Source organism: Arthrobacter sp. GQ119, from assembly GCF_059759125.1.
This window is the reverse complement of the sequence record NZ_JCAXEA010000002.1, coordinates 163,124-188,706: the sequence shown is the minus strand read 5'-3', so window position 1 is coordinate 188,706 and position 25,583 is coordinate 163,124. Positions and strand designations below refer to the sequence as shown.

Below are 25,583 nucleotides of genomic sequence, written 5' to 3'. Positions count from 1 at the left end.
GTGCGGCTATGAACGGATCGGTTTGTGAGGCCGGAATACTAGCTTCCCACAGCGGGCGCCCCCTCGGGGAACCCCAGCCTCGCCCGTGGCCGGCCCGCTTGGGGCTTCTGCCAGCAGCTGCGCCAGCGAAAGGCGGTACACGCTCACTCCGCCGGGCAATTCCACCGGGCCCGCCGAGCCCTTCCGCCGCAGCAGGGCCTCGGCAGCGAGCAGCCGCTGGTAGCTGGGCTGTTGACCGCCGACGTCGGCCGCCGCCTTCGCGATCACCCGGAACCTGATGGCCGGGGGCAGTCCGTTCAGGGCTTCTTCGGGCAGGCTGAGGTCCCGGTCGGACCGCTCCGCGAGCGCGGCGAACGTGCTGTCCGCCACCTCCTCCAGGTAGTCAGCGTCCAATTGGAGGATGGCCGCGGTCCGGGCGAGGGACTCCGCGACTCCGGGACCGAGTTTTTCCTCGAGCAGGGGCATGACCTCCACCCGGGTCCGCGAGCGTGCAAAGGAAGGGTCAGCATTGGTGGGGTCGTGCCACGGATCGAGTTCCTCGGCCCGGCAAATTTCCAGCGTGTCTGCCCTCCGCAGTCCGAGGAAGGGCCGCAGCAGTTTTCCCCGCGCCGGCCTCATCCCGGCCAGGGACCTGGTTCCGGAGCCGCGGGCCAAGCCCAGCAGAACCTGCTCGGCCTGGTCATCGAGGGTATGCCCAAGAAGGACCGCGTCCGCCTCCCACTCCGCCGCGGCCGCTTCCAGTGCCGCGTGCCTCGCATCCCGGGCTGCCGCCTCCGGCCCGAATCCGCTCGCCGCAACGTGCACCGCGCGCACCAGTACCGGGTTGAGGCCAAGTTCCCTGAGTGTTTCGGCAGTACGGGCCGCCACGTCCGCGGAGCCTGGCTGCAGTTGGTGGTCCACCACCACGGCGCCCACGGCCACAGCGTGGCCGTCCACATGGCCGCGGCGTGCGAAGTAGGCAGCCACGGCAGCCAGCGCCAGCGAATCAGGCCCGCCGCTGCAGGCCACGAGCACCCGCTCCGGATAGCCTGCCTGGGCCAGCGCGTCCTGCAACATTTTCCGCGCGCTGCCGACGACCGGCGCCAGGCGCCCGGGCCGCCGTCGTCCGCTTCGCAGTGGCTCGCCGCTTCGCACTGGCTCGCCGCTTCTGAGCGGCTCGCTTCTGGATGGCTCTCCGCCGGGGGCCGGTCGGCCCGAAACGCCCTGCACGGAAATTAGAGCCCCATCCTGTCGAGCCAGATTTTGGCGTCGTGGATTTCCGGCTCGGTGGGGAGGTTCCCGGCGGCGTCCCAGACGCGGTTGAAGCCGTCCATCCCGGCGACTTCCACCACCGCGCGGACAAACTTGGCGCCGTCGCTGTACTGGCGCATCTTGGCATCCAGACCCAGCAAGTTGCGGATGAATTTCTCGATGACGCCGCGGTCCTTCCCGCGGTCGTTGAAGCGCTGCCGGATGGTCTTCACGGACGGGACGATGCTGGCATCCACCTCGTCCATCACCACGTTGGCGTGCCCTTCCAGCAGGCTCATCACAGCCGTGAGGTGGGACAGTGCAGCTTTTTCCTCGGGTTTCTGCAGGAGATCGAGGATCGCGCCCCTGCCGGGGGTGGTGTCACCCGACGCCGTGCGGTCCCTCAGGGACCGGGCTGCCGCGGACGCCCGCTCCATCAGTGAATCGACGTTGCCGAGGAGATGGCTGCTGAGGTTGTCGATTTCGTTGAGCATGTGGTGCCGCAGCCAGGGCGCCGCCGCAAACTGCACACGGTGCGTCTGTTCGTGCAGGCAGACCCAGAGCCGGAAATCCTCCGGCGTCACATTGAGCTCCCGCTCGACGGAAATGATGTTCGGCGCAACGAGGAGCAGCCGGCCGCCCGACGGGGCGGTGGAACCTTCGGCAAGCGCGGCGAAGGGATCGTACTGGCCCAGGACCTTGCTGGAAAGGAACGCCAGCACCGCGCCGAGCTGGCTGCCGGTGATGGCGCCGCTGACGCTGGCGGCACCGGGGCTGATGGTGCCCTTGCGGTTCTCCAGCATCCGTTCCATGGCGGGTTTGAGCATGACGGCGAAGCTTTGGGTGTTTGCCCTGGCCCAGGAGGCGCGGTCCACCACGAGGACGGAGGAATCCCTGAGATCCCGGGCAGCATCCAGGCCGGTGATGTGGTGCACGTGCGCCACCGACGCATCAGCAGCCCCGCGCAGCTGGTCAACGGCTTCGCCGATCTCTTGGGCGCTGAGGGACGGGCCAGGGGGAGTCAGCCGGGCGGCGGCGGACGCGGCCAGCTCCCAGTTGATCAGGGACTGGGCGGAGGTCTGGCCTGCGGCCGAGGTCTTACCTGCTGTTGGCTCCATACGCTCCATCACACCACACGCTTCCGGCTCTGCGCCTTAAGTTCGCCGACCGGCGAACAGCAAGCGGGCACCCCTCGTGCGGCTGTTCGCCGTCGGCAGTGAAGCCTAGCTGCAGCCGCAGGCCGCGAGCACCGTGGCCGAGGCGTCCAGCGCGGGCTTGTTGCCCGCCGCACCCGGTGTCAGATCATTGCCGATGAAGGAGAACACCAGCAGCCTTCCGTCTGCATCCACCACATACCCGCTCAGCGCAATGACGGTGTTCAGGGTTCCGGTTTTGGCGCGGACCAGCCCCGCGCCCTCGGCGCTCGAATCGTCGACGTACCTGTCGCCCAGCGTCCCGGTGAGGCCTGCCACGGGGAAGCCACCCAAAGCGGCACGCAGCCGGGTGTCCGGCCCGGAGGTGATGGCACGCACCACTTCGGCAAACTGGCGGGCGGAAACCTGGTTCGCGAGGGCCAAGCCGGAAACATCCGCCACCGTCATGCCGCTCGTAGGGATACCGAGGTCCGTGAGTTGCCGCAGCACAGCGGCCGTGGCGCCCTCGTTGCTTCCCGGCTCCCCGGCAGCCACCGCCGCCATCCGCCCCAAAGTTTCGGCGAGGTAGTTGTCCGAGTCCCGCAACATAAGGTCCACCTGCTGGCTGACCGTTGCCGACTCCACCTGGCCCAGAACCGCGGTGTCCGCCGCCGGTTTCCCTTCCAGACGTCCGACGCCGGCGCCCACCTTGAGGCCTGCGGCGGCACCTGCCGCTTTGAGTTGCGCAGCGAACGCCTCCCCCGCGAGGATGGCGGCGTCTTGAGGGCGGGGCCCGGTGGTGACGGCGGGATCGAAGCGCGCCGAATTCAACGCCAGCGGGAAGAGCGGGGCCGCCTCCCCGGCGGCGACATCATTCGGGTTCCACGCCGGGTTAAGGGAAGGTCCGGTGAACAAGGAGTCGTCTACGAGCACCTGCACCGGCCCGGCGAAGCCCTCCTTGCGCAGGGACTCGGCGGTCAGTTTCGCAAGCGTGGCAAGCCCGGCATGGCCCAGGACCTTGTCCTCGGCGGACTCGCCGGCGCCAAGGAGGACGTCCCCGCCGCCCACCAGCACAACGGTCCGTGACGCGCCGCCTGCCGGCCCGGGTACTGGCCCCGCGACGGCTTTGGTGGCGAAACGCGAATCCGGCCCGATCGCCCGCAGCGCCGCGACGGCCGTCAGCAGCTTCATGTTCGAGGCAGGGACCCTGTTGGCCATTCCGTCCCGGTCGAACAGCACCTTGCCTGTGGCGGCGTCTTGGACAACCCCCGTAAAGCTGCCGCCGCCGTCGGTCCTGAGGACGGGATCCAGCCTGGCGGCCACCTCGGCAGGCACCGGGACAGGAGCCGTAGTGCTCAACGGGCCGATGCCCTGGGGAACTGACAGCCACTCCGGCTCGAGCTGCCATCCAGGGGTCTGGGACGGCCCCGGCGCGGACTGGGCCGCACCGCTCAGGGCCGGGGCAATCAGCATCCCGGCAGGAAGGGCCAGGGCGGCAAGAAGCACGGTGAGAAGCATGCTGGGCCAAGCCCGCACCAGCGTATGGTACTGCGCGGTAAGTCTTTCGCGGCCCGTTGCCGTGCCCGTGGTGCCCCTCATGCTGTTGGTCCTCAAAGTTCTGAAATTACCCCATTAGTTCCTGAAACCTGGGACTCTCGCTATATCCTCAATAGTAGTCGGCGGCAATGACTGTCCTTTCAGCGTGCCGCGAACACCCAGCAATTGTCGAGGAGCCATTCCATGAAGCATGACGTGACCATCGAGATCCCCAAGGGTTCGCGCGTCAAGTACGAAGTCGACCACGAGACCGGGCGAGTCCGCCTGGACCGCGTCCTCTTCACGTCCATGCAGTACCCCACGCACTACGGTTTCTTCGAGAACACCCTCGGCGAAGACGGCGATCCGCTGGACGCACTGGTGCTCCTGCAGGACTTCGACCTGATCCCGGGCGTCATCGTTGAAGCCCGTCCCATCGGCGTCTTCAACATGACCGATGACGGTGGCGGGGACGCCAAGGTCCTCTGCGTGCCGGCCGATCCCCGGTTCGACCACATCCAGGAAGTCAGCGATGTCAACGAGTTCCTGATCAAGGAAATCGAGCACTTCTTCACCCGCTACAAGGACCTTGAGCCCGGCAAGTGGGTCAAGGCCGAGGGCTGGGCCGACCGCGCAGCGGCCGAGGCCGAGCTCGAAGCTTCCATCAAGCGGTACGTGCCCGCGGCACACTGACGCCGCCACCGGGCAGGGCCCACGCCGCCCGGGTCCCCTGGCCGAGCGCAGCGAGGTTAGGGATGCGGTGGGGGGCCCACGCCGCCCGGGTTCCCTGGCCGAGCGCAGCGAGGTTAGGGATGCGGTGGGGGCCCACGCCGCCCGGGTTCCCTGGCCGAGCGCAGCGAGGTTAGGGATGCGGTGGGGAGGGTGCGGTTCGTTGAACCGCACCCTCCCTTTTGCGTTTTCCGGCACTTGCCTCCGAGCTACCACCGGGTAGTCTGATGTCCACCATGTTCACGCTGACTATCAACCAAACAGACAGCCGGCGCGACGGCGACCGGGTCCCGCACCTCCTCAAGGACCTCCGGCATATCCCGGCGCGCCTGGACTTCGACCGCTCCGTGGAGGACGAGGTTCAGGGCATCCTGGACTCTCCGCATCAGACCGTGGAAGCCGCCATGATTGCACTGCGGTGCGGGAGCTGGTACGTGGGAATCGGCGTAGGGCCGGTGAACGAGCCGCTGCCCAACCAGATCAAGGACGCCTCCGGGCACGGGCTGGTCTATGCGCGCCGCGCAGTGGACCGGCTCCACAACAGCAAGGACCGGATTCCTGTGGCGGTCGAAGGGCCGCTGGTGGATCTGGCCGCGGAGGCCGAGTCGGTGCTCCGCATCCTGGGCCATATTGTCCGCGACAGGAGCGAGGCCGAATGGCGGGTCCTGGACCTGCTGACCCCGGGTGTTCGCGGCCAGCAAAAGGCGGTGGCTGCGGAACTCGGCATTACGGCCCAGGCCGTCAGCAAGGCCGTGGCACGCTCGCAGTGGAACGAGGAGCACGCCGCCCGGCCCGCCGCGGCCCGGCTGCTCTCCCTCATACTCGAGGTGCGCTAGAGGTTTTCACCCCGGCGCCACAGCACCCCGGCGTTACAGCAGGCTGCGCAGAACGAGCGCTGCGCCGTCGTCGTACACGGACTTGGTGACCTCATCTGCGACGGCGACCACCTCTTCCGGAGCCTGGCCCATCGCGACGCCGCGACCCGCCCAGGTGAGCATTTCAATATCGTTGCGGCCGTCGCCGATGGCCACCGTGCTGGACAACTCCATGCCGAGCCTGCTGCGGAGGTTCTCAAGGGCGCTGGCCTTGGTGACACCGGCCGCGGCAATGTCCAGCCAAGCGGTCCAGCCCACCGAATAGGTGACGCCGGCGAGGCCGATGTGCTGGATGGCCTCGTTGAATTCCTCGGGGGTGTTCTCCGTACTGAACACCACGACACGGACGGCGGTGGCTTCAAGCATGGTCTGGAAGTCGACGCCGACGGCTTCGACCCCGAAGCTCGCGTCCTGGAAGCGTTCTGTGGACAGGAAGTTGCCGTCCGCGTCCTCGAGCGCGTATTTGGCCGTGGGAAGACGCTTGCGGAGGGCGCGGAGGGCGGGGCCGGGATCGAAGGTGGCCTTGTGGATAATTTCGTAGCCGTCCGGCAGTTCAGGGTGCAGGCGCAGCGTGACGCCGCCGTTGCAGCAGACAGCATAACCGCGGTCCATGCCGATCTGCTCAATCACCGGCAGGGTTGCGTTGAGCGAACGGCCCGTGGCGATCATGACCTCGTGGCCTGCCGCCACCACGGCCTGGGCGGCCTCACGGACGGGGGCGGACATGTGGCCGTCGTGGTCCACGAGGGTGCCGTCCACATCCAGGGCAATCATGAGCTTCTGTGCGGTTTCCCGCCGGTCTTCGGTTTCTCGCTGGTCTTCGATGCCAGCGGCTGAGGATTCAGTCAGTGTAGTCATGCCTATTAGTAGACCAGACACCCCTGACACCCTGCTAGGACTCAGGCCACAGGCCGCATGAACACCGGGTAAATATTCACAGGCTCATCCCCAGTGTGAGTGTTTACCCAAGTGCCATATATCGCTCCCGGCTGCAGGCGTGTCCTGGCTACAGGACGGGCAGGACCTGGAGCCCGCCGAGGTACTTCTGCAGCGCCGCGGGCACGTTCACAGAGCCGTCCGGGTTCTGGTGGTGTTCCAGAATGGCGACAATCCAGCGCGTGGTGGCCAGGGTGCCGTTGAGCGTGGCCACCGGCCGGGTGCCCTTCGGTGCGCCGTCCTCATTCAGGACGCGTTCACGGATGTTCAGGCGGCGGGCCTGGAACGTGGTGCAGTTGGAGGTGGAGGTGAGTTCGCGGTAGGCGCCCTGCGTGGGGACCCAGGCTTCGCAGTCGAACTTGCGGGCGGCGGACATGCCGAGGTCGCCGGCCGCGGTGTCGATCACGCGGTACGGCAGCTCGCACTTGGCCAGCATTTCCTCTTCCCAGGCGAGCAGGCGCTCGTGTTCCGCGGCGGCCTCTTCGACCGTGGTGTAAATGAACATCTCAACCTTGTTGAACTGGTGCACGCGGATGATGCCACGGGTGTCCTTGCCATGCGACCCCGCTTCGCGGCGGTAGCAGGAGCTCTGGCCGGCGAAACGGATGGGACCTGCCGTGAGATCCAGGATCTCGTCCGCGTGGTACCCCGCCAGGGGCACCTCCGAGGTACCCACAAGATACAGGTCGTCTTCGGCGAGACGGTAGATCTCGGCGTCGTGCTTTACGTCGAAGCCCGTGCCCTGCATGGTCTCGGGGCGCACCAGCGTGGGGGTGATCATGGGGATGAAGCCGGCCTCGATGGCCTGGTCCATTGCCATCTGCAGCAGGGCCATTTCCAGCCGGGCGCCGACGCCGCGGAGGAAGTAGAACCTTGCACCGGAGACCTTGGCGCCGCGCTCCATGTCGATGGCGCCGATCAGCTCACCGATTTCCAGGTGGTCCCGCGGCTCGAAGTCGGGAAACTCGCGCGGGGTGCCGACGCTCTTGACCACCACGTAGTCGTCCTCGCCGCCCGCGGGCACGCCGTCCTCGATGAGGTTGGGGATGGTGCGCAGCAGTTCTTCTTGCTTAGCCTGCGCGGCATCCGCTTCGGCGGAGGCTGCCTTGACGGCACCGGCGAGCTCCCTGACCTCAGCGAGCAGCGCCTGCTTTTCCTCGCCCTTGGCCTGGGCCACCTTCTTGCCGAACACGTTCTGTTCCGCACGGAGGTTTTCGAAACGGATCAAGGCCGAGCGGCGGGCCGCGTCCGCATCGATGATCGCGTCCACCACGGTTTCGTCCGCCCCACGGGCACGCTGGCTGGAGCGGTACTTTTCCGGATTTTCGCTGAGGTCTTTTACGTCGATCACCACACAAGAGTATCGAATGCGGAGGGCAGGCCGCGGCGAGGTCCGGCGGGATAGTGTTGAAGCACCATGAGCGACCTGTTTCTGTACGTCCTGATCGTTGGAGCCCTGGCATTCGCCGTCTCCAGCTGGTGGGGCGTGCGCAGCCTTAAAGCGCTGCACGCGCGGAGCGCGGTGCGGGAGGATCCACACGCCCATGGCCTGGAACGCCAACGGGTTGCGGTAGTTTTGAACCCCATCAAGGCGAAAGCTGCCGAGGCCCGCGCCGGCATCCAGCACGCCTGCCTCACGGCCGGTTTGGAGGCCCCGCGGTTCTTTGAGACGACGGCGGAGGACCCCGGCCACTCACAGGTCCGGGCGGCGCTGGAATACGGGGCCGACGTCGTTCTCGTGGGCGGCGGCGACGGCACGGTGCGCGTGGTGGCCGAGTCCCTGGCCCACACCAATGTCGCAATGGGCCTGATTCCCCTCGGAACGGGGAACCTGCTCGCCCGCAACGTCGACCTGGATGTCTATGACCTCCAGGGCAACATCCAGACGGCGCTCTTCGGACACCAGCGCTACATCGATACGGCACGGATGGCCATCGAGAATGCCCAAACCGGCCGCACATCGAAACATGCGTTCCTGGTGATCGCGGGCATCGGCATGGACGCCGAGGTGGTGGGCGATACGAGCGACGGCCTCAAGCGGGCTGTGGGCTGGCTCGCCTACACCGAGTCGGGAGTACGTCATCTGCAGGGGCGCAGGAAGAAAGTGTCGATCTCGCTGGACGGCCAGCCCGAACAGTCACGCAAGATCCGCAGTGTCCTGTTTGCCAATTGCGGGCTCGTCCCGGGCGGCATTGACCTGATTCCCCAGGCCATGATCGACGACGGGATGCTTGACGTGGTGGTCATGAGCCCGCGGAGCGCCGTCGGGTGGCTGGCGATGTACGCCAAGATCCTGTTCAAGCACAAGCGGCACCTGCCCGTGATGAGCGTGTACCGTTCCGGCAGGGTGGTCATCAAGTGCCCGGAGCCCATGCCAACCCAGCTGGACGGCGACATCACAGGGGAAGCCACTAAGGTCACGGTTCAGGTCGATCCCAGATCACTGCTCATCAGGGTCAGGGCACTGCCCGGCTTCGGCGCGGGTGGCGTGGCCTAGGCGGATTTGGCGGTACCAGTTTGCTTGGCGGCCTCTGCAGCTTTGGCTGCGGCGCGGGCCTCGGACTGCTCGCGGATCATGGCCTGCTCCTCTTCGAAGCGCAGGCGGTCGGCCCGGTCCGCGTCGTCTCCGTCCCAGTCCTGGTTTTCTGCGGTCGGTTTGGGATTGACGATCATTCCCTGGCCGTCGTTGTCGGTTCTGGCGTTATCTGACATGACCCGCTCCCTTCGTTTGGGCCACCCACCCCCCATGTTGATCAGGCAAGCATACGCACAGTCCTAGGGGCAGGGAAGTACCGCCAGCGGCATTTGTCTACGCTGTGGGCGAAGCATTCGCGGCCATTTCTGACCCCAGAGTTTCGGCAGCCAGAATTTCTCCGACCCAAGCATGCGCAGCACGGAATGCTTCGTCGGACGTGTGCGGCGCCACCACCGGGCTTTGTTCGTCTGCCCGCCCGTACGATCCCAGGAACCGCGTGGCCGGACTGATGCGGTGCAACCCGGCGAGGGCGTCCGCCACACGGGCGTCCGCGACGTGGCCGTCGGCGTCGATGCTGAAGAAATAGTGGCCGAGGTATTGACCCGTGGGGCGGGATTCGATCCGGCTGAGGTTCACGCCGCGGGTGGCGAACTGGTCGAGGATCTCCATGAGCGCACCGGGGCGGTCTTCGGGCAGCGGCACAACCACTGTGGTCTTGTCGGCGCCGGTGCGGGCCGGCAGGACGCCGGGGCGGCTGACGAGGACAAAGCGCGTGACTGCCCCAGGGTTGTCCCCGATGTTCTCGGCCAGCACCTGGAGCCCGGGCTGTTCCGCCGCGACAATCGGGGCGCAAATCGCTGCATCGTAGTGTGCGTCGTCCTCCAGCAGTTCCATCGCCGCGGCGGCGGTGGAGGAGGCGGGAAAATATTCAGCACCGTGAATATTCGCATCGACCCACAGGCGGCACTGGGCCCAGGCATGGCCGTGGGTGGAAACCCGCCGGATCTGCGTGATGTCGACGCCGGGGCGGGCCACCAGCACGAAGCTGATGGGGACCAGCGCCTCGCTGATGATCCGCAGTTCCTGGCCGGTGGCGATGGCGTCGAGCGTGGCCGTAACCCCGCCTTCGACCGAATTTTCGATCGGGACCATGGCGGCGTCGGCCGAACCGTCGCGCACCTTGTCCAGCGCCGTGTTGACGTTGGAGGACGGTATGCGGATGGCTGTGGCCGAGCCCGGAACCTGCATCAGCGCCGCCTCCGTGAACGTGCCTTCCGGGCCAAGGAAGGTGTAGGTGGGGCGTGGGGCGGGCATCAGTATTCCTTCTGGGTTATGAGTGAAAAGGCATGGGATACCGCAGGGCCGGAAATGTCCGGGCACCTGGGAACCACGGCGTCAAAAAAATCAGAGAACCACGGGCTTGAGGCCGTTGTCCGAGACCAGCGGCTTGCCGGACTCGAGCCACTGGTCCATGCCGCCGGCCACATTGACGGCCGAGTAGCCTTGGCCCACCAGCCACTTGGCAGCGCGGAAGGACCGACCGCCGGTGCGGCAGATGACGTAGAGATCCTCGTCAGGGTCCAGGTCATCGAGTCGGCCGGGCAGCTGGTCCAGTGGAATGTGCACGGCGCCCTCGGCGTGCCCGGCCGCCCACTCGTAGTCTTCACGCACGTCCAGTATGGCTGCGTCCGACGGAACGTCGTTGACGGTGACAGTTTCATAGTCGCTCATGGAAGTCCTCTCCTTGGCCGCAAGCTCTTAGCACCAGCGTATCGCCAGCGGGCGGGGCGCGCCCCTTGGGCGGCACGTTAGGCTTCTTGAACCATGCACGAAGCGAGCACCCTTGACTGAGATCCATTACCTCTCCGCCGTCCGCCTCAGGGACGCCCTGCGGTCCGGTGACCTGTCCGCACGGGAGACCGCGGACCACTTCCTGCGACGGATCGAGGCCGCCAATCCCCGGCTGGGCGCCTTCATCACAGTCACTGCGGATATGGCCATGGCCGAATCTTCTGCCGCGGACGAAAGGCACGCACGGCTTCCTCCGGAAGACCTTCCCGCGCTCCATGGCGTTCCGGTTGCCTATAAGGACCTGACAGACGTGGCGGGAGTGGTCACCACACACGGCAGCGCCGCCCTGGACCGGCGTCCCGCCCCCGTGGACGGCGCCCTCGCGGCAGCCCTGAAGGCATCCGGAACGGTATCGCTCGGTAAGACCCAGGTCCCGGAGTTCGGGCTCACGGCCTACAGCGAGAACCGCATCGCCCCGCCGTCGCGCAATCCGCACGCCCTGAGCCGCGGCTCGGGCGGTTCCTCCGGCGGCAGCGCCGCGGCCGTGGCCGCGGGACTCCTGCCGTTCGCGCCGGGTTCCGACGGCGGAGGCTCCGTGCGGATTCCCGCTGCCGCCTGCGGGCTGCTGGGGCTCAAACCCGGACGCGGCCTGGTTCCCGCCGGGGAAAGCAGCCGCGATCCGGCCAGCCTGGTAGTCGCCGGACCGCTGGCGCGCACCGCCGCGGATGCCGCGCTCCTGCTCGATGCGCTGACCTCGGATGTTGGCTGCAGCGTGGGAACCGTGGGGCATGTTGGCTCCGGGTACCTTGACGCCGTCGCGGAGTCCCCGCCCAGGCTGCGGATCGGCCTCAGCCTGGACAGCCCGTGGTCCGGCATCTTTCCGTTCACCCCGGAGCCCGAAGCGCTTGATGCGCTGGCCGCCGGCGTCCGGCTCCTGACGGCGGCCGGTCACGACGTCGTCGAAACGACCATCCGCTACGACAACCGCTATCCCGATGCCTTCACCACCGCCTGGACCGCCGGCGTCGGAGCGGCACGGATAGCACCGCAGCGCGAGGCGTTGCTGACTCCGCTGACGCGCACTTTCCGGCGCCGGGCACAGCAGCGGAGTGCCGCAAAGCTGAATGAATCGCTGGCCTTCCTGCGCCAGTTTCAGCGGGACACCGTGACGCAGTACGCCGCCTGGGACCTGATCCTGACGCCGTCGCTCGCCCAGACGCCCCGGCCGGTGGGCTGGTTCACGGGTTCCGCCCACGGGGACGGCCACTGGCCGGTGTCGGAATGGGCAGGAGATGCCGACGGTGACTACCGGAAACAGTGCGAGTTCGCTCCATGGTCATCCATGGTGAACGTCTGCGGCCTGCCTGCCGTCAGCATCCCGGTGCACTGGACGGGCGCTGACGGCGGACTTCCCATGGGCATTCAGCTGATCGGCCCGATGGGATCCGAGGCGCTGCTCCTGCAGGTTGCGGCGCAGCTCGGGTACTAGCCGTGTCTACCGGCGCGGAGACCGTCAGGCGTACGCTGGCCGGATGACCCCAGCCCCACGCCTCCCGGTCGAGCAGCGCCTCTACCTCCCCCCGCCCGGCGAGGCATCCGACGTCGAACTTCTGCCGGCAGGGGATGTCACCGAAGGTGTGCTGCGGGTGGGCGGAACGGTCCGCCGGCCGCACCAGCCGCAAAGCTACGCGGTGGCTGACTATCTGGATTGGCTGGAGAACGCCGGTTTCGAAGGCTCCCCGCGGTTCCTGGGCCGTGACCCGTCCGGCCGGGACGTCCTCACTTTCCTGCCGGGTGACTGCGCCGGCGCCATGCCTGAACAGTGGGTGCAGTCAGAGGAACTGCTGGTCTCCGTGGCCCGTTTGGTGCGCCGGCTGCACGCCGTTTCAGCCGGCTTCGTCCCAGCCGCCCACCCGTTTCCGCCGCGTCCCCTGCCCGCGGACCATGAAGCGCAGGACCATGAAGAGCAGGACGGGCTTGTCTGCCATCTGGATGTGACCCCGCAGAACGTCGTGGTCCGCGGAGGCCTGGCGGTGGGGCTCGTCGACTTTGATCTCGCCGGCCCCGCCACCGGGTTCAAGGACTCCTACAACACGGCCATGCACTGGGCGCCGCTCCGTCACCCGGCCGACTCGTGGCCGGGGTGGGAGACGGTGGACCCGTTTAGGCGGCTGCGCGTTTTCGCCGACGCCTACGGCTGGACCGAAGAAGAACGACGGCGGCTGCCGGAGTTCGGCGCGGATGCCGCCCTCCTTTCGTATCACCGCATGGAGCACCGTGCCCGCAACCTCGGCGGCGGCTGGGCGCGGATGTGGGCCGAAGGCGCAGGGGGCAAGATCGAACGCCGGCGTGCCTGGCTTGAGGCCAACGGCAGCCGCATCATCCGGGCCCTGACAGACTGACGGGGTCAAGCGGGCGTTGACGGCGACCCTGGCCCGTTTAAGCGGGCCAGGACGTTGCGGCTCAGGCGGGCCTGGTCACCAGCGCGGCGTCGTTGCCCGGATCCGCGGCTGGCGCCGGCGTGTCGCTGAACACCCTGTACCCGAGGTCGGGGTCGTAGCCGTGGACTTCCCGGGTATCGAGGGCGGCCATGAATGCCAGTGCGTTGGCGGTAATCACCTGGCCCGGCACCAGAATAGGGAAACCCGGTGGGTACGGCGTGACGAAGCCGGCAGACACCACTTCCGTCCCGGAGGCGACCATGCGCGCCAGCTCATCCGGGCCAAGGTATTCGGTTGCCCCCGGCTTGTACGTCTCGAAGTACGCGGCCCGAAGGTTGCCGTCCGGCGTCAGGTCGTCGTTTCGGAAGCGGCGGGCGAACCTGCTGAAGTCCGGCAGCGCCGGCGGCGCGCTGCTCAGTGCGCGCACCCGGGCATCGCGGGCACGCCGCCCCCGCGGCCCGAGCGTCCTCTGTTCGGCGTCAAAGGATTCGGCGAGCTTGACCAGCACCTCCACCAGGTACGCCACGGCGCTGCGGGACGTCCCGATGTTGGTCATGAAAAGCACGCTGTTGCGTGAGGTTTTGTTGACCTGGATCCCGTATTTGTCCATCAGGTGATCGTGTTTGAACGTGTCCCCGTCGATTCCCGTCAGCGCGATGTTCAGCGTCAGTCGGCTGGGATCGACCACAAATTCGTCCCTCCGCCACGCCTCATCAAGCACCGACAGGCCCTGGCTCAGCGGCATGGAGCAATCCGTTTCCCTGTAGGCGGCCGGGATGAGCTCCCGCGAGCCGAGCACGCGGAAGTACTTCTTCAGCAAGGGGTTCCGCGCCACGGCCTGGGCAATGCTGACCGCGAGGTCCGCCTGTTTCTGCACCAGCCCGAACCCTTCCAGCTCCACCTGGCGCCTTCCGATGTCCAGCGAGGCCAGGATCTGGTAGTTCGGCGACGTGGAGGTGTGGGTCATGTACGCCTCACGGAATGCCTCTTCGTTGAGATGCTCGAAGTCCTGGTCGAACACATGGACCATGGATCCCTGCCGCAGGGACGTGAGGGTCTTGTGCGTCGACTGGGTGGCATAGACGCGCAGGCGGGCGCGGGCCGGATCCGGGATGAGCCGCGTCCGGAGCCACACGTCGTCGTCGGCCAACTCGCCGGTTTCCGGATCCCTGAGTGCTTCGGTCTGCCCGGCGTGCCGCAGCACAAAGTCGGGGTCCCGGAACCGGGCCTCAAGCTTCCGCGCGGCCGCCATCGCCGTCCGGCGCCGGTACACCGGGTGGAACCCGGCGAACGCGAACCATGCTTCATCCCAGAGGAACACCAGGTCCGGCTTGATGGCCAGGCACTCCTCCATGACCCGTTCGGGGTCGTAGACGATGCCGTCGAAAGTGCAGTTGGTCAGGGTGATCATCTTGACGTCGTCCAGGCGGCCGGCCCGCCGGTAGTCAAGGAGCATCTTCTTGATGCTGGCCAGCGGCACGGCCCCGTAAAAGGAGTGCTGGTCCAGCGGGTAGGCGTCGAGGTAGGCCACCTGGGCGCCGGAGAGCATGAGGGCGTAGTGATGCGACTTGTGGCAGTTGCGGTCCACCAGGACCACATCACTGGGTGCCACGATCGACTGGTGGACGATCTTGTTCGCCGTGGACGTCCCGTTGGTGACGAAGAACGTTTTTTCCGCCCCGAACGCCCTGGCAGCGAGCGTCTGGGCTTCCTTGATGGAGCCGTGGGGGTCGAGCAGCGAATCGAGCCCGCCGGAGGTGGCCGAGGTTTCGGCCAGCAGCAGGTTCAGTCCGTAGAAGTCCACCATGTCCTTGGTCCAGGGCGAGCTGCCGACAGAGCCGCCACGGGAGATGGGGAGCGCGTGGAACACGCTGGCCGGACGCTGGCTGTACTCCTGCAGGGCGGTGAAAAAGGGCGTGTCGAAGCGCTGGGTGACTCCGGCCAGCAGGGAAAGATGAAGGTCCAGGCGGTCCTCGCGCCTGAAGATCCTCGCGAACGGGCGCGTCAGTGATCCGGCAAGGCCTTCGATGCCAACACCGGCCACCAGGTAGATGTCCAGCTCCGGCCGCAGTTCGGCAATGCTCGCGGCGAGCCGGAGGATCCGGTCGATCGGACGCAACCCCTCCAGTCCGTCGTCGATGTACCGGCCAAGGAACGTTTTGAGGTCAGATCCCAGCGGCCCGTCAGCCCTGATCCCAAGCCCGGGCCGGAGAACGCAGGCCTGGATGTCCGGGTTGATGAGGACTGCCACCAGGGCATCCTCAAAGGAAGGCACCACGTTGACGTCATAGCTGAAGGCGTCCGCCGGCCGGCGCTGCTCCAGCATGTCTTTCTTCAGCGTCTCCGCGTCCAGCTCCGTGATGTCATCCACCACCAGCACCTCAAACCGTGGCCGCTCATCCCGCACTACGGAGGATTCCGGTGCCGGGCTGTCGGCGTGGGCGAGATGTTCCTGCCTGGACTGTTCCGGTCCCGGCCGGGTGCGGCAGCGAGCCTGCTTGACTGCTTCCACCAGCCTCAGGGCCTCGCCGTACGCTTCAGCGTGGATGCAGCTGCGCAGGCGCCCCATGGTCTCCGTCCCGGGCAATGCCCAAAACTTCTCGATGGACCCGAGCAGCCCAAGGGCCCGGCGGACCTGGCTTTTCAGCCCGCTTTGGTTCCCAAGCGGCGGTGCCGCCGAAGCAAGCTGCTTCATGGCGTACCCGAGGAATTCCCAGGCATCAGCCCGTACGCGCCAGGCCCGGCTCGGCGTACCAATTTCAGGTCCGAGTCCGGATGCCGGGGAGGCGCCGTCGTTATTCATATCTTGAGTTCTCATGCTTTCTCGTAGTGCGGGTGATGTTGTGAGGGGGCCTGTTACAGGGATTCCCTAGGGCGTCTTCTGCAGCCTCGGAGCGGCCGAGGCGGCCCGACGTATCCGCCGCCGCGACGAGTACCAGCCGAGGCACAGCAGTGGAATGAGGACCAGAATGGATGCCAGCACCCACCGGCCGGTTTCGGAGAAGCCCATCGTCACCAGGACGAAGGCCAGGAAACCGAGGGTGAGGTAGGACGTGTAGGGGGCGCCGAAAAGGCGGAACGAGGGGCGCTGTGCTTTGCCCTGCTGCACCCATTTCTGCAGTTTGATGTGGCAGAGCATGATGGTGCCCCAACCGCCGATGATGCCGACGGCGGATATCTCCAACACGATTTCGAAGACGTGCGAGGGCACCAGGGCGTTAAGGCCGACGCCGATCAGCGTGATGACGGCGGTCAGCAGGATTCCGCCGTAGGGCACGCCTTTCCGGCTCATCCGGGCCGTGAACGCCGGAGCGGAGCCGTGGACTGCCATCGACCGCAGAATCCGGCCGGTGGAGTAGAGTCCGGCGTTCAGGCTGGAGAGGGCTGCGGTCAGGACCACGAAGTTCATGACCGACGCGGAGACTGCCCCGGCCTCTGCGGAGCCCAGATGGGAGAAAAAGGTCACGAAGGGCGATTCGCCGGCCTTGTATGCGGTGAAGGGAAGCAGCATGGACAGCAGCAGCACAGATCCGACGTAGAAGATGGCGATCCGGACCACCACGGTGTTGACGGCCTTGGGCATGACTTTCTCAGGGGCTGCTGTTTCCCCGGCGGCCGTGCCCACCAGTTCAATGGCAGCGTAGGCGAACACCACGCCGCTGATGGCCAGCAGCGGCGCTACCGCGCCGGTCGGGAAGAGCCCACCGTTGTCCAGGATGACCCCGAATCCCGGTGTTCCGGCGTCGGTTCTTCCGCCCAGCACGATGAAGCACACTCCGACGATGAGGAAGGCGACGAGAGCCGCCACTTTGGTCAGGGCAAACCAGAATTCCATCTCGCCGAAGACCTTGACCGAGACCAGATTCAGTCCGAGCACCACAACCAGGGCCACCAGCGCAATGAGCCACTGCGGAACGTCCCGGACGGGCTCCCAGTAGGGCGCCCAGAACTTCACGTACAGGGCCACGGCCGTCACGTCCACGATGGAGGTCATGGCCCAGTTGAGGAAATACAACCACCCTGCCGTGTGGGCCATTTTTTCGCCGTAGAACTCCCGGGCGTAGGAAACAAAAGATCCCGACGACGGCCGGTACAGCACGAGCTCCCCGAGCGCGCGCAGGATAAGGAACGCGAAGAAGCCGCAGATGGCATAGACCAGGATCAGCGCGGGTCCGGAGCCGTTCAGCCGGCCGCCGGCGCCCATGAACAGGCCGGTGCCGATGGCACCGCCGATGGCGATCATCTGAATCTGCCGGGGCTTGAGGGTCTTGTGATAGCCGGTTTCTTCCGTGGAGAAGTCCTGCGCGGCTGCCATCCGGTCGCCCAGCAACTCCCGGCCGTTTTCAAGGGCGTCTGCGGGGTCTAACGTCGTGTCTGACTCTGTGGTTTTCATGGCAATCCCAAATTGTGTTGGCGGAGACGAGGCTGCGGCAGTCCGCTCCCAGGCAGGTGAAAGTACAGGCAGGTGAACGTTCCGGGCAGGTGAAAATACAGCCACGGACGCCAGGCCCGATGGCCGCAGTGTTAGGTGGGGTTGGGTGCGTGCAGTGCCCGGTTAAAGCCGCTCAGTTCAAATCCGCTCAGTGAACGCGCCGGCGGTCAAGGACCAGTCGGCTCATGCACAGTCGGCTAATTCACGTCTGCTGGCTGAGGGGGTCGAACGCTGTCTAAAGCATTTCCGGCGACTCCGGAGGCGAGGCTGTCACTGTGGGGTCTCCTTTGACTCCTGTATCGCCGGGCTCCTCGCAACGAGGCCAGCAATGAAATGACGGTGAATGGTGAAGTGTTCCTGCCGATACCAGCGCGACGCTGCGCCGGGGCGACGGTATCCAACTCTAGATCCCGGGCGATAAATTTAGCTTGGTTGCCCTGACAAATTCACGAATTCAGAATTGTGCCCGGCGCCAACTTTGCCGGAACCAGGGACGAGTATTGTTCATGGCTGTGGCATCCGCCATGACAACTTCAATGAAGAAGGGCCTGAACGCTGCGTGAAATCTGAGGAACTCGACGGAGCCGCCGCCAGTGTCACGCTCAGCGACATTCTTGAAGACATCGGCGTGGACAACGGCCAGTTGCTGATAGCGCCGTCGCCCACCAACGAAAGAGTCAGCGAAACCGTCATCCTGGACGCCGAGGACCAGAACTCTGTCCGGCCCGGGGCGCTGGTCCTGCTCATCGGTGCGCGGGGGCGCGCTGCCCTGCCAAAAATCCGGGAGCTGATCCGGGACAACCCCGTGGCGGTTGCCGTCAAGGGCGCGGAATCTGATCTTGATGCTGTCCAGGAACTCCTTCGTCCGACCGGAATCGGCCTCATCGCGATTTCGCGGTCGGCGCGGTGGGACCAGATAGAAAGCATTGCGATCGACCGGATCCGGGAATCGCTCCCTTCCGAGGACGCGTCAACGCTCATCCAGCGCGACCTGTTCGGCATTGCGCAGACAACCGCAACGCTGACTCACGGCCACGTTGTCATTGAAGATCCCGCAAACAGGGTCCTGGCCTACTCCCCCGCATCCAACGACGTGGACGAACTGCGCAGGCTGTCCATCCTCGCGAGGCGCGGCCCGGAGCGGTACCAGAAACTGCTCAAGGAGTCCGGTGTCTACAAGCACCTGCAGGCCGGCGAGGGTCCGATCCACATCCCGGCAAACCCGGACGAAGGCCTCCGCGAGCGCGTCGCCATAGCCATCCATGCCGGCAGAAGAGTTCTGGGCTACATCTGGCTTCAGGAAGGAACCGAACGCCTGGCGCCGAACACGGACCGGATCCTCATCGGATCCGCCCGGCATGCAGCGATAGAGCTGGTGCGGCACCGCAACGAACAGTCCCAGTCCATGCGCCGGGACCGCGTTTCAAGCCTCCTGAGCGGCACCGCGCAGATCCATTCGCAGGCCCAATCGGCCGGGCTCGATCCCGCCAGGCCCGCGGCCCTGGTCCTGGTGTCGTCAGGCGGTCCCAACCAGGGTGCCCCCGGCATGCAGCTGCAGCGGGGAGAACTGGCCAACCTCATCTCGATTCACGCCGCTGCGTACCGGCCCGGTGCAATAGTGGGCGCGTTGGGACTCGAAACAGCGATCATCCTGCCAGACCTCGACCCCATTAAGTCGCCCGCGGCGATCAGCCGGCTGGTGAACGTCATTGTTAGGGATGCGGAGGCGCACCTGGACCTGGAAGTGCAGGCGGCCATTGGGCCTGTGGTTGACCGGCTGGACCGCCTGCACACCTCGCTCGAGCATGTCCGCAATGTCCTGAAGGTCCTGGAAGCCACCCCCGCGATGCGCGTTGCCGCATTCAGCGAGGTGGAAACCACCGTCCTGGTCAACGAGTTGCTGGAGCTGATCGGCTCCAACGACCGTCTCCGGCACAAGGGGATAGCACTGCTGTGTGAACGGTACCCGGAATTCGCCGTCACCCTGCTGGCTTATCTGGAGTCCTTCGGCGACGTGAACCGATGCGCTGAAGAGCTGCTGATTCACCGGAACACTGTCCATTACCGCCTCCGCCGCTCCTGCGAGGTTGCCGGAATCGACCTTCAGGATCCAGGCCAGCGGCTGCTCGCCCATCTCCAAATCCGGTTGTGGACGGAAACCCAGCAGCGGCAGCAGCCCCATACCCCATAACCGCCTGAAACACCTGCAACTGCCCGAAACACAAGCATCTGGCCAAGCGCCTCCATCCAGCCAAGCACCAGCACATTCATTCGCCGACGGGCGGCACCATCGCCGTGCCCTGAAGCAGAACGTGCCCTGAAACAGAAGAAGAGAACCCTCCGCCATGGACATCCAAAACCTCCTTGACGACATCGCCGGCTCGGTCACACCCCACATTGGCCAGGGTGAAGTGGCCGGCTATATCCCCGAACTCGGAGCGGTGAGCGCCGGCCAGTTCGGAATTTCGGTGGCCACCGGTGACGGCGAGGTGTTTTCGTCAGGTGACTCGGACGTGGCGTTCTCGATCCAAAGCATCTCGAAGGTTTTTGCCCTCGCGCTGGTGCTCGCCGGCGACGGCGACAGGATCTGGAAGCGGGTCTTCCGGGAGCCGTCCGGCAATCCGTTCAACTCGCTGGTCCAGTTGGAGCATGAAGACGGAATACCGCGCAATCCGTTCATCAACGCCGGAGCACTGGTGGTCACCGACAGGCTCCTGAGCATCGCCGACAACCCCCAAACGGCTGTCCGCGATCTGCTCCGGACCGAAAGCGGCAACGGTTCCATCGGCATCGACGCGGTAGTGGCCGACTCCGAGGCCAGGAACAACAACAGGAACGCCTCGCTGGCGCACTTTCTGGCCAGTTGTGGCAACCTGGACAATCCGGTGGAAGACGTCCTCGACGCGTACGTCAGCCAGTGTTCCCTCGCCATGAGCTGCGCCGATCTGGCCGTGGCCAGCAGCTTCCTTGCACGGAACGGACTGGCCGCCGATGGCAGCGCGTTGCTCTCCCCGGCCCAGACCAAGCGCATCAATGCCGTGATGCTCACCTGCGGCACTTACGACGCAGCAGGCGAATTCGCCTACCGGGTGGGACTTCCGGGCAAGAGCGGGGTGGGCGGTGGAATCATCGCGGTGGTGCCCAACAACTGCACCATCTGTGTCTGGAGCCCTGGACTTGGCCGCTCAGGGAACTCCGTGGCAGGAGTCGCCGCCCTGGACGAGTTCACCACCCGCACCGGCTGGTCCATCTTCTAGCGCCCTCAGGCGTTGGTGTAGGAACTGGTGGCCGCCACGCTGAACAGCAGCGCCAGCCCAATGATGGCCAGCACCGTAAGGGCAAGGCCGATGTACCCCATCACCAGGCCGGCAATGGCGAGCCCGCGGCCGGAGGGTTCACGCTGCAGTGCCATGTGCCCCAGGATGACGGCTGCAACCTGCGGCAGGACGATAAAGCCGAATCCCACGAACACGGCGATGCCGCAGCAGAGGCTGGCGATGCTCAGCGTCTTCGGCTCCGCCGGCATCCCGTAGTACGGCTGGCCATAAGGACCTGCGTACTGCTGGCCGTATTGCGGGTAGTACTGCTGTCCATATTCCTGGCCCTGCCGGCCATAGGGCGTGTACTGCGGCGGTGGGGGGATGTCCGAACCCTGCGGTGGAATGTACGACGGCGGCTGGTAACCGCCCGGTGTTGGATCGCCGTCCGTTCCGTTTTGGCGCGGTTCTGTCATGGGAATCCCCTTTGCAATGTCCTAAACAAAACATTACAGCCGACCAACGGCTTCTAAACCCCGGGAGTTTATTTATCCTGCAACCGCCTGATCGGCATTGTTTTCGACATTTCAGCGTCATAGGGGCCGGATTTCGGACGTGCCGTGTTCCGCCCCCGCCGTCGTCTGGCATGCTGGTGCCATGGCTAGCCGCGCGGGCACAGTTGCCCAACCCCAAGACCTTGTTGACCTGACCGCTCTTCTGGATGCGTACTATGACGTCAAACCCGACCTGACCGATCCCGGACAGCGTGTGGCGTTCGGAACGTCCGGGCACCGCGGGTCCAGCCTGAAGGCGTCCTTCAATGAGGCGCATATCGTGGCCATCACGCAGGCGATCGTGGAATGCCGGGCAGGGCAAGGCATCACCGGCCCGCTGTTCCTGGCCAAAGACACGCACGGACTCAGTGAGCCGGCACAGAACTCCGCCCTCGAGGTCCTGGCCGCCAACGGCGTGAAAGTCCTCATCGACGCCCGCCACGGCTACACCCCCACCCCCGCCCTCAGCCACGCCATCCTGACCTATAACCGCAACGCCCCGGCCGGCGCCCCGCAGGCTGACGGCATCGTGGTCACACCCAGCCACAACCCTCCCGCCGACGGCGGCTTCAAGTACAACCCGCCGCACGGCGGACCCGCAGACACGGACGCCACCGGCTGGATCGCCAACCGCGCCAACGAACTCTTGGAAAACGGCCTCCGCGGCGTGAAGCGGATCCCGGTGGCGGAAGCCCTCGAGGCGGAGACCACGGGGAAATTCGACTACCTCAGCAGCTACGTGGACGATCTCCCCTCCGTGCTGGACCTGAATGCCATCCGCGAGGCGGGCGTCCGCATCGGCGCCGATCCCATGGGCGGCGCCTCCGTGGATTACTGGGGTGAAATAGGCGAGCGCCACCACCTGAACCTCACCGTGGTCAACCCGACCGTGGATCCGCAGTGGGCGTTCATGACCCTGGACTGGGACGAGAAGATCCGCATGGACTGCTCCTCGCCGTCCGCCATGGCGTCGCTCATCAACCGGATGTCCGATGGCGCCAGCTACGACGTCGCGACCGGAAACGACGCCGACGCTGACCGCCACGGCATTGTCACCCCGGACGGCGGGCTGATGAACCCGAACCACTACCTCGCTGTCGCGATCGATTATCTGTACCGGCACCGCACCGGCTGGAACCCGGAATCTGTTATCGGCAAAACCCTGGTTTCCTCTTCCATCATCGACCGCGTCGCCGGAAGCCTCGGCCGCAAGCTCGTGGAGGTGCCGGTCGGCTTCAAGTGGTTCGTTCCCGGGCTCCTGTCCGGCGAAGGCGCGTTCGGCGGCGAGGAATCAGCCGGCGCCTCGTTCAACAAGATGGACGGCAGCGTCTGGACCACCGACAAGGATGGCATCCTGCTGGCGCTGCTCGCCTCGGAGATCACCGCGGTCACCGGCAAGTCGCCGTCGCAGCTGTACAAGGGGCTCACGGACCAGTTCGGCGATCCGGTATATGCCCGGATCGACGCCGCCGCCACGCGCGAGCAGAAGGCGGCGCTTGGCAAGCTGTCGTCGTCGGACGTCACCGCCACCGAATTGGCCGGCGAGACGATCACCGCGAAGCTGACCGAGGCACCGGGCAACGGGGCGGCCATCGGCGGACTGAAGGTAGTTACGGAGAACGCCTGGTTCGCCGCCCGCCCCTCCGGCACCGAGGACGTCTACAAGATCTACGCCGAATCCTTCAGGGGCGCGGACCACCTGAAGCAGGTCCAGGCAGAAGCCAAGGCGCTGGTGGACGGAGTGATTTCCTAGGAGCTAACCGGGCGTAACAGGTCTAAACTTGGACTGGGCCCGGATGCATGCCTTGCAGCTTCAGCTGCAGAAATACTGCCCCGATTGCCTCCGGAATGTCCCCCATGTTGCCGGAGGCAATCGCGCGTCCGGGGCCGGATCCGTCCAGGCTAATCAGACTCCGCCACTCAGACTCCTGGCTGGTCAAACGCTGCCCGATCAAACCTAGACGGTGCGGACGACGTCCTCGTAGGCGAACTTGGGCTTGGCCTCGCCCCACGCGTCGGGTCCGGGCTGGCCGACGTTGACCACCAGGAAGCTCTTCTGGTCTCCGGACGGGAAAAACTCCTTGTCGATGGCCCCAAAGTCCGCACCGGTCATGGGGCCTGCGGCGAGCCCGAGGGAGCGCACGGCAAGGATGAAATAGCCCGCCTGCAGGTGCGCGTTGTTGTTGCCCGTCGAGGCGGCCAGGTCCGCGGAGGCGTCGTACATGGCTTTGGGTGCGTTGTAGCCGGGCAGGAAGTTATCCCACTGCTCCTGCCATGAGGTGTCGTAGCTGAGGATGGCAACGAGTGGGGCCGAGGCCGTCTTGGCGCGATTCCCGCTGGAGAGAGCGTCCACGAGCTTGGCGCGGGCGTCAGCCGAGCGCACGTATGTGACCCGCAGCGGCTGGGAGTTGAAGGCGGTGGGGCCGAACTTGGTCAGTTCATAGATGGCGCGGGCCTGCTGCTCGGTGACTTCTCCCGTGAAGGCATGGGCCGTACGGGCCTCGGCGAAGATCGCATCCACGGCGGCGGAATCGATCACGGCTTCTTCATGGGCAATGGTCATTCGTTTCCCTCTCGATTGGCCGCCGCCCCGTCCGGGCCGTGGCGGTACTGCTTTCCATGGTTGCAACCGGCGACGGAACCATGCTCTTCCCGTGACGGCCCGTTACAGGGCGTGAGCTTTGGCACACTGCTCCGTTCCCCTGGAGCGACGGCCCCGGCTCAACCGCGCAAGCCCTCTCGCCCGGAGCACCAGCGCGGTATTGTTGCACCGGAAGATCCAGCCCCTCCCTCGGGCAACCCCTCTGAAAGGCCCCGGTAATGAGCATGCTCGGAACCAAATGGAAGCTGCACGGCAACGGCAAAGCTGTCCGCCCCGGCGAAGTGGTTGCCCCCGGAGAACGGCTCACCTGGCCCATTACCATCGGCGTGGGCATGCAGCACGTCGTGGCCATGTTCGGCGCGACGTTCCTGGTGCCCATCATCACGGGGATGCCGCCGGCCACCACGCTGTTCTTCTCCGGCATCGGCACGCTCCTGTTCCTCGTGATCACCCAGGGCCGGGTGCCCAGCTACCTTGGCTCCAGTTTCGCGTTCATCGCGCCCATCATGGCCTCCCAGCAGCAGTTCGGCGTCCCCGGCGCCCTCGGCGGGGTCGTGATGGCCGGCGCCGGGCTGGCACTCATCGGCGCGATCGTGCAGAAGTTCGGCGCGGGCTGGATCAACAGGCTCATGCCGCCCATCGTCACCGGCGCAGTCGTGGCGCTGATCGGCCTCAACCTCGCGCCCGCGGCCAAGAACAATTTCGACGCCGCCCCCGTCACGGCGCTCATCACCCTCGTCACCATCATCCTGGTGAGCGTTCTGTTCCGCGGGATCATCGGCCGCCTCAGCATTCTCGTGGGCGTACTGGTCGGCTACCTCGCCGCCATGGTCCGGGGCGAGGTGAATTACGCCAAGATGGACGCCGCGGCCTGGGTCGGCCTGCCCCATTTCCAGACGCCCGAATTCCATCTGGGAGTGGTGGGCCTCTTCGTTCCCGTCGTACTGGTGCTGGTGGCGGAAAACATTGGCCATGTGAAGTCCGTATCCGCGATGACCGGCCAGAACCTGGACGGCGTTTCGGGCCGGGCCCTCGTTGCTGACGGCGCCGCCACGGTGCTGGCCGGCTTCGGCGGCGGATCGGGCACCACCACCTATGCGGAAAACATCGGCGTCATGGCCGCCACGAAGGTTTATTCCACGGCCGCGTACTGGGTGGCCGGCATCTTCGCCATCCTCCTGAGCTTCTCACCCAAGTTCGGTGAACTGATCGCCACGGTGCCGCCGGGAGTATTGGGCGGCGCCGCCACCATGCTGTATGGCATGATCGGCGTCCTCGGTGTGAAGATCTGGGTCCAGAACAGGGTCAACTTCTCCAACCCCGTGAACCTGACCACCGCCGCCGTCGCACTGATTATCGGCATTGCCGATTACACGTGGACTGTCGGGGACCTGAAGTTCACCGGCATTGCGTTGGGCTCCGCGGCTGCCCTGGCCATTTATCACGGCATGAAGGGCATCGCCAGGGCCCGGGGCACCGCGGCCGAGCCGGAAACCGAAGGACCGGCAGCACTGGGTCTTCCTCCGGCAGCCAAGGCAGCCATTAAGGCCGCGGCCAAGCGCTCACCTAAGAAGCGGTAGGCGCCGGAGGG

21 protein-coding genes are annotated in these 25,583 nt (G+C 66.0%); 9 read left to right on the top strand and 12 right to left on the bottom strand.

Going from position 1 to position 25,583, the window contains the following annotated elements:
• Positions 1-6 precede the first annotated feature (6 nt).
• The 3 genes from tilS to dacB form a co-directional block, all read right to left on the bottom strand.
• Positions 7-1,056, bottom strand: a complete 1,050-nt coding sequence (tilS, locus tag AC6CH3_RS02770) for a tRNA lysidine(34) synthetase TilS (RefSeq protein ID WP_498131003.1) — start codon at positions 1,054-1,056, stop codon at positions 7-9.
• Between the two features lie 158 nt (positions 1,057-1,214).
• Positions 1,215-2,348: a zinc-dependent metalloprotease gene (locus AC6CH3_RS02765; protein WP_498131002.1), complete on the bottom strand. Its 1,134-nt coding sequence runs from the start codon at positions 2,346-2,348 to the stop codon at positions 1,215-1,217.
• 105 nt (positions 2,349-2,453) lie between these two features.
• Positions 2,454-3,962: a D-alanyl-D-alanine carboxypeptidase/D-alanyl-D-alanine endopeptidase gene (gene dacB / locus AC6CH3_RS02760; protein ID WP_498131001.1), complete on the bottom strand. Its 1,509-nt coding sequence runs from the start codon at positions 3,960-3,962 to the stop codon at positions 2,454-2,456.
• A 141-nt stretch (positions 3,963-4,103) separates the two neighbouring features.
• On the opposite strand from dacB, the gene AC6CH3_RS02755 reads away from it, so the two are divergent.
• Positions 4,104-4,592: an inorganic diphosphatase gene (locus AC6CH3_RS02755; protein ID WP_307099078.1), complete on the top strand. Its 489-nt coding sequence runs from the start codon at positions 4,104-4,106 to the stop codon at positions 4,590-4,592.
• A gap of 272 nt (positions 4,593-4,864) precedes the next feature.
• Positions 4,865-5,464, top strand: coding sequence for a hypothetical protein (locus tag AC6CH3_RS02750; protein WP_498131000.1), 600 nt, complete (start codon positions 4,865-4,867; stop codon positions 5,462-5,464).
• Positions 5,465-5,497: 33 nt separating this feature from the next.
• On the opposite strand, the gene AC6CH3_RS02745 is transcribed toward AC6CH3_RS02750, so the two are convergent.
• A complete protein-coding gene (locus AC6CH3_RS02745; RefSeq protein WP_498130999.1) occupies positions 5,498-6,361 on the bottom strand; it encodes an HAD family hydrolase in 864 nt (287 codons plus the stop codon).
• 148 nt (positions 6,362-6,509) lie between these two features.
• Positions 6,510-7,790 (bottom strand): serine--tRNA ligase, encoded by a 1,281-nt coding sequence (gene serS, locus AC6CH3_RS02740; protein WP_498130998.1) that lies wholly within the window; start codon positions 7,788-7,790, stop codon positions 6,510-6,512.
• 66 nt (positions 7,791-7,856) lie between these two features.
• Here serS and AC6CH3_RS02735 point away from each other — a divergent pair, with 66 nt between their 5' ends.
• The gene (locus AC6CH3_RS02735; protein ID WP_498130997.1) at positions 7,857-8,936 is read left to right on the top strand and encodes a diacylglycerol/lipid kinase family protein; all 1,080 of its coding nucleotides are present in this window, start codon (positions 7,857-7,859) and stop codon (positions 8,934-8,936) included.
• Here AC6CH3_RS02735 and AC6CH3_RS02730 read toward each other — a convergent pair.
• From AC6CH3_RS02730 to AC6CH3_RS02720, 3 genes are all read right to left on the bottom strand, one after another.
• Positions 8,933-9,151 carry a hypothetical protein gene (locus tag AC6CH3_RS02730; protein WP_487444448.1) on the bottom strand — a complete coding sequence of 73 codons (219 nt, stop codon included), beginning with the start codon at positions 9,149-9,151 and terminating at the stop codon, positions 8,933-8,935. The genes AC6CH3_RS02735 and AC6CH3_RS02730 overlap by 4 nt on opposite strands.
• A gap of 97 nt (positions 9,152-9,248) precedes the next feature.
• Positions 9,249-10,229, bottom strand: a complete 981-nt coding sequence (gene pheA, locus AC6CH3_RS02725; RefSeq protein ID WP_498130996.1) for a prephenate dehydratase — start codon at positions 10,227-10,229, stop codon at positions 9,249-9,251.
• Between the two features lie 90 nt (positions 10,230-10,319).
• Entirely contained in the window at positions 10,320-10,646 is a 327-nt protein-coding gene (locus tag AC6CH3_RS02720) for a rhodanese-like domain-containing protein (RefSeq protein WP_498130995.1), read from the bottom strand.
• 112 nt (positions 10,647-10,758) lie between these two features.
• Between AC6CH3_RS02720 and AC6CH3_RS02715 the strand changes: the two genes are divergently transcribed.
• Both AC6CH3_RS02715 and AC6CH3_RS02710 read left to right on the top strand, forming a co-directional pair.
• A complete protein-coding gene (locus AC6CH3_RS02715; protein ID WP_498130994.1) occupies positions 10,759-12,195 on the top strand; it encodes an amidase in 1,437 nt (478 codons plus the stop codon).
• A gap of 43 nt (positions 12,196-12,238) precedes the next feature.
• Entirely contained in the window at positions 12,239-13,108 is an 870-nt protein-coding gene (locus tag AC6CH3_RS02710; RefSeq protein ID WP_498130993.1) for an aminoglycoside phosphotransferase/kinase family protein, read from the top strand.
• A 61-nt stretch (positions 13,109-13,169) separates the two neighbouring features.
• Here AC6CH3_RS02710 and AC6CH3_RS02705 read toward each other — a convergent pair whose 3' ends face one another.
• Together AC6CH3_RS02705 and AC6CH3_RS02700 are read right to left on the bottom strand one after the other, a co-directional pair.
• Positions 13,170-15,965 (bottom strand): aminotransferase class I/II-fold pyridoxal phosphate-dependent enzyme, encoded by a 2,796-nt coding sequence (locus tag AC6CH3_RS02705; protein WP_498130992.1) that lies wholly within the window; start codon positions 15,963-15,965, stop codon positions 13,170-13,172.
• 51 nt (positions 15,966-16,016) lie between these two features.
• A complete protein-coding gene (locus AC6CH3_RS02700; protein WP_498131139.1) occupies positions 16,017-17,462 on the bottom strand; it encodes an amino acid permease in 1,446 nt (481 codons plus the stop codon).
• 676 nt (positions 17,463-18,138) lie between these two features.
• Between AC6CH3_RS02700 and AC6CH3_RS02695 the strand changes: the two genes are divergently transcribed.
• Complete coding sequence (locus AC6CH3_RS02695; RefSeq protein ID WP_498130991.1) at positions 18,139-19,770, top strand: PucR family transcriptional regulator; 1,632 nt, start codon at positions 18,139-18,141, stop codon at positions 19,768-19,770.
• 154 nt (positions 19,771-19,924) lie between these two features.
• Positions 19,925-20,836 (top strand): glutaminase, encoded by a 912-nt coding sequence (locus AC6CH3_RS02690; protein WP_498130990.1) that lies wholly within the window; start codon positions 19,925-19,927, stop codon positions 20,834-20,836.
• Positions 20,837-20,841: 5 nt separating this feature from the next.
• Here the strand turns inward: AC6CH3_RS02690 and AC6CH3_RS02685 are convergent, their stop codons facing one another.
• Positions 20,842-21,312: a DUF4190 domain-containing protein gene (locus AC6CH3_RS02685; protein ID WP_498130989.1), complete on the bottom strand. Its 471-nt coding sequence runs from the start codon at positions 21,310-21,312 to the stop codon at positions 20,842-20,844.
• A gap of 181 nt (positions 21,313-21,493) precedes the next feature.
• Between AC6CH3_RS02685 and pgm the strand changes: the two genes are divergently transcribed.
• Positions 21,494-23,143 carry a phosphoglucomutase (alpha-D-glucose-1,6-bisphosphate-dependent) gene (gene pgm / locus AC6CH3_RS02680; protein WP_498130988.1) on the top strand — a complete coding sequence of 550 codons (1,650 nt, stop codon included), beginning with the start codon at positions 21,494-21,496 and terminating at the stop codon, positions 23,141-23,143.
• Positions 23,144-23,347: 204 nt separating this feature from the next.
• On the opposite strand, the gene AC6CH3_RS02675 is transcribed toward pgm, so the two are convergent.
• A complete protein-coding gene (locus AC6CH3_RS02675; RefSeq protein WP_498130987.1) occupies positions 23,348-23,953 on the bottom strand; it encodes a malonic semialdehyde reductase in 606 nt (201 codons plus the stop codon).
• A 257-nt stretch (positions 23,954-24,210) separates the two neighbouring features.
• Here AC6CH3_RS02675 and AC6CH3_RS02670 point away from each other — a divergent pair, with 257 nt between their 5' ends.
• Positions 24,211-25,572: a uracil-xanthine permease family protein gene (locus AC6CH3_RS02670; protein ID WP_498130986.1), complete on the top strand. Its 1,362-nt coding sequence runs from the start codon at positions 24,211-24,213 to the stop codon at positions 25,570-25,572.
• Positions 25,573-25,583 lie beyond the last annotated feature (11 nt).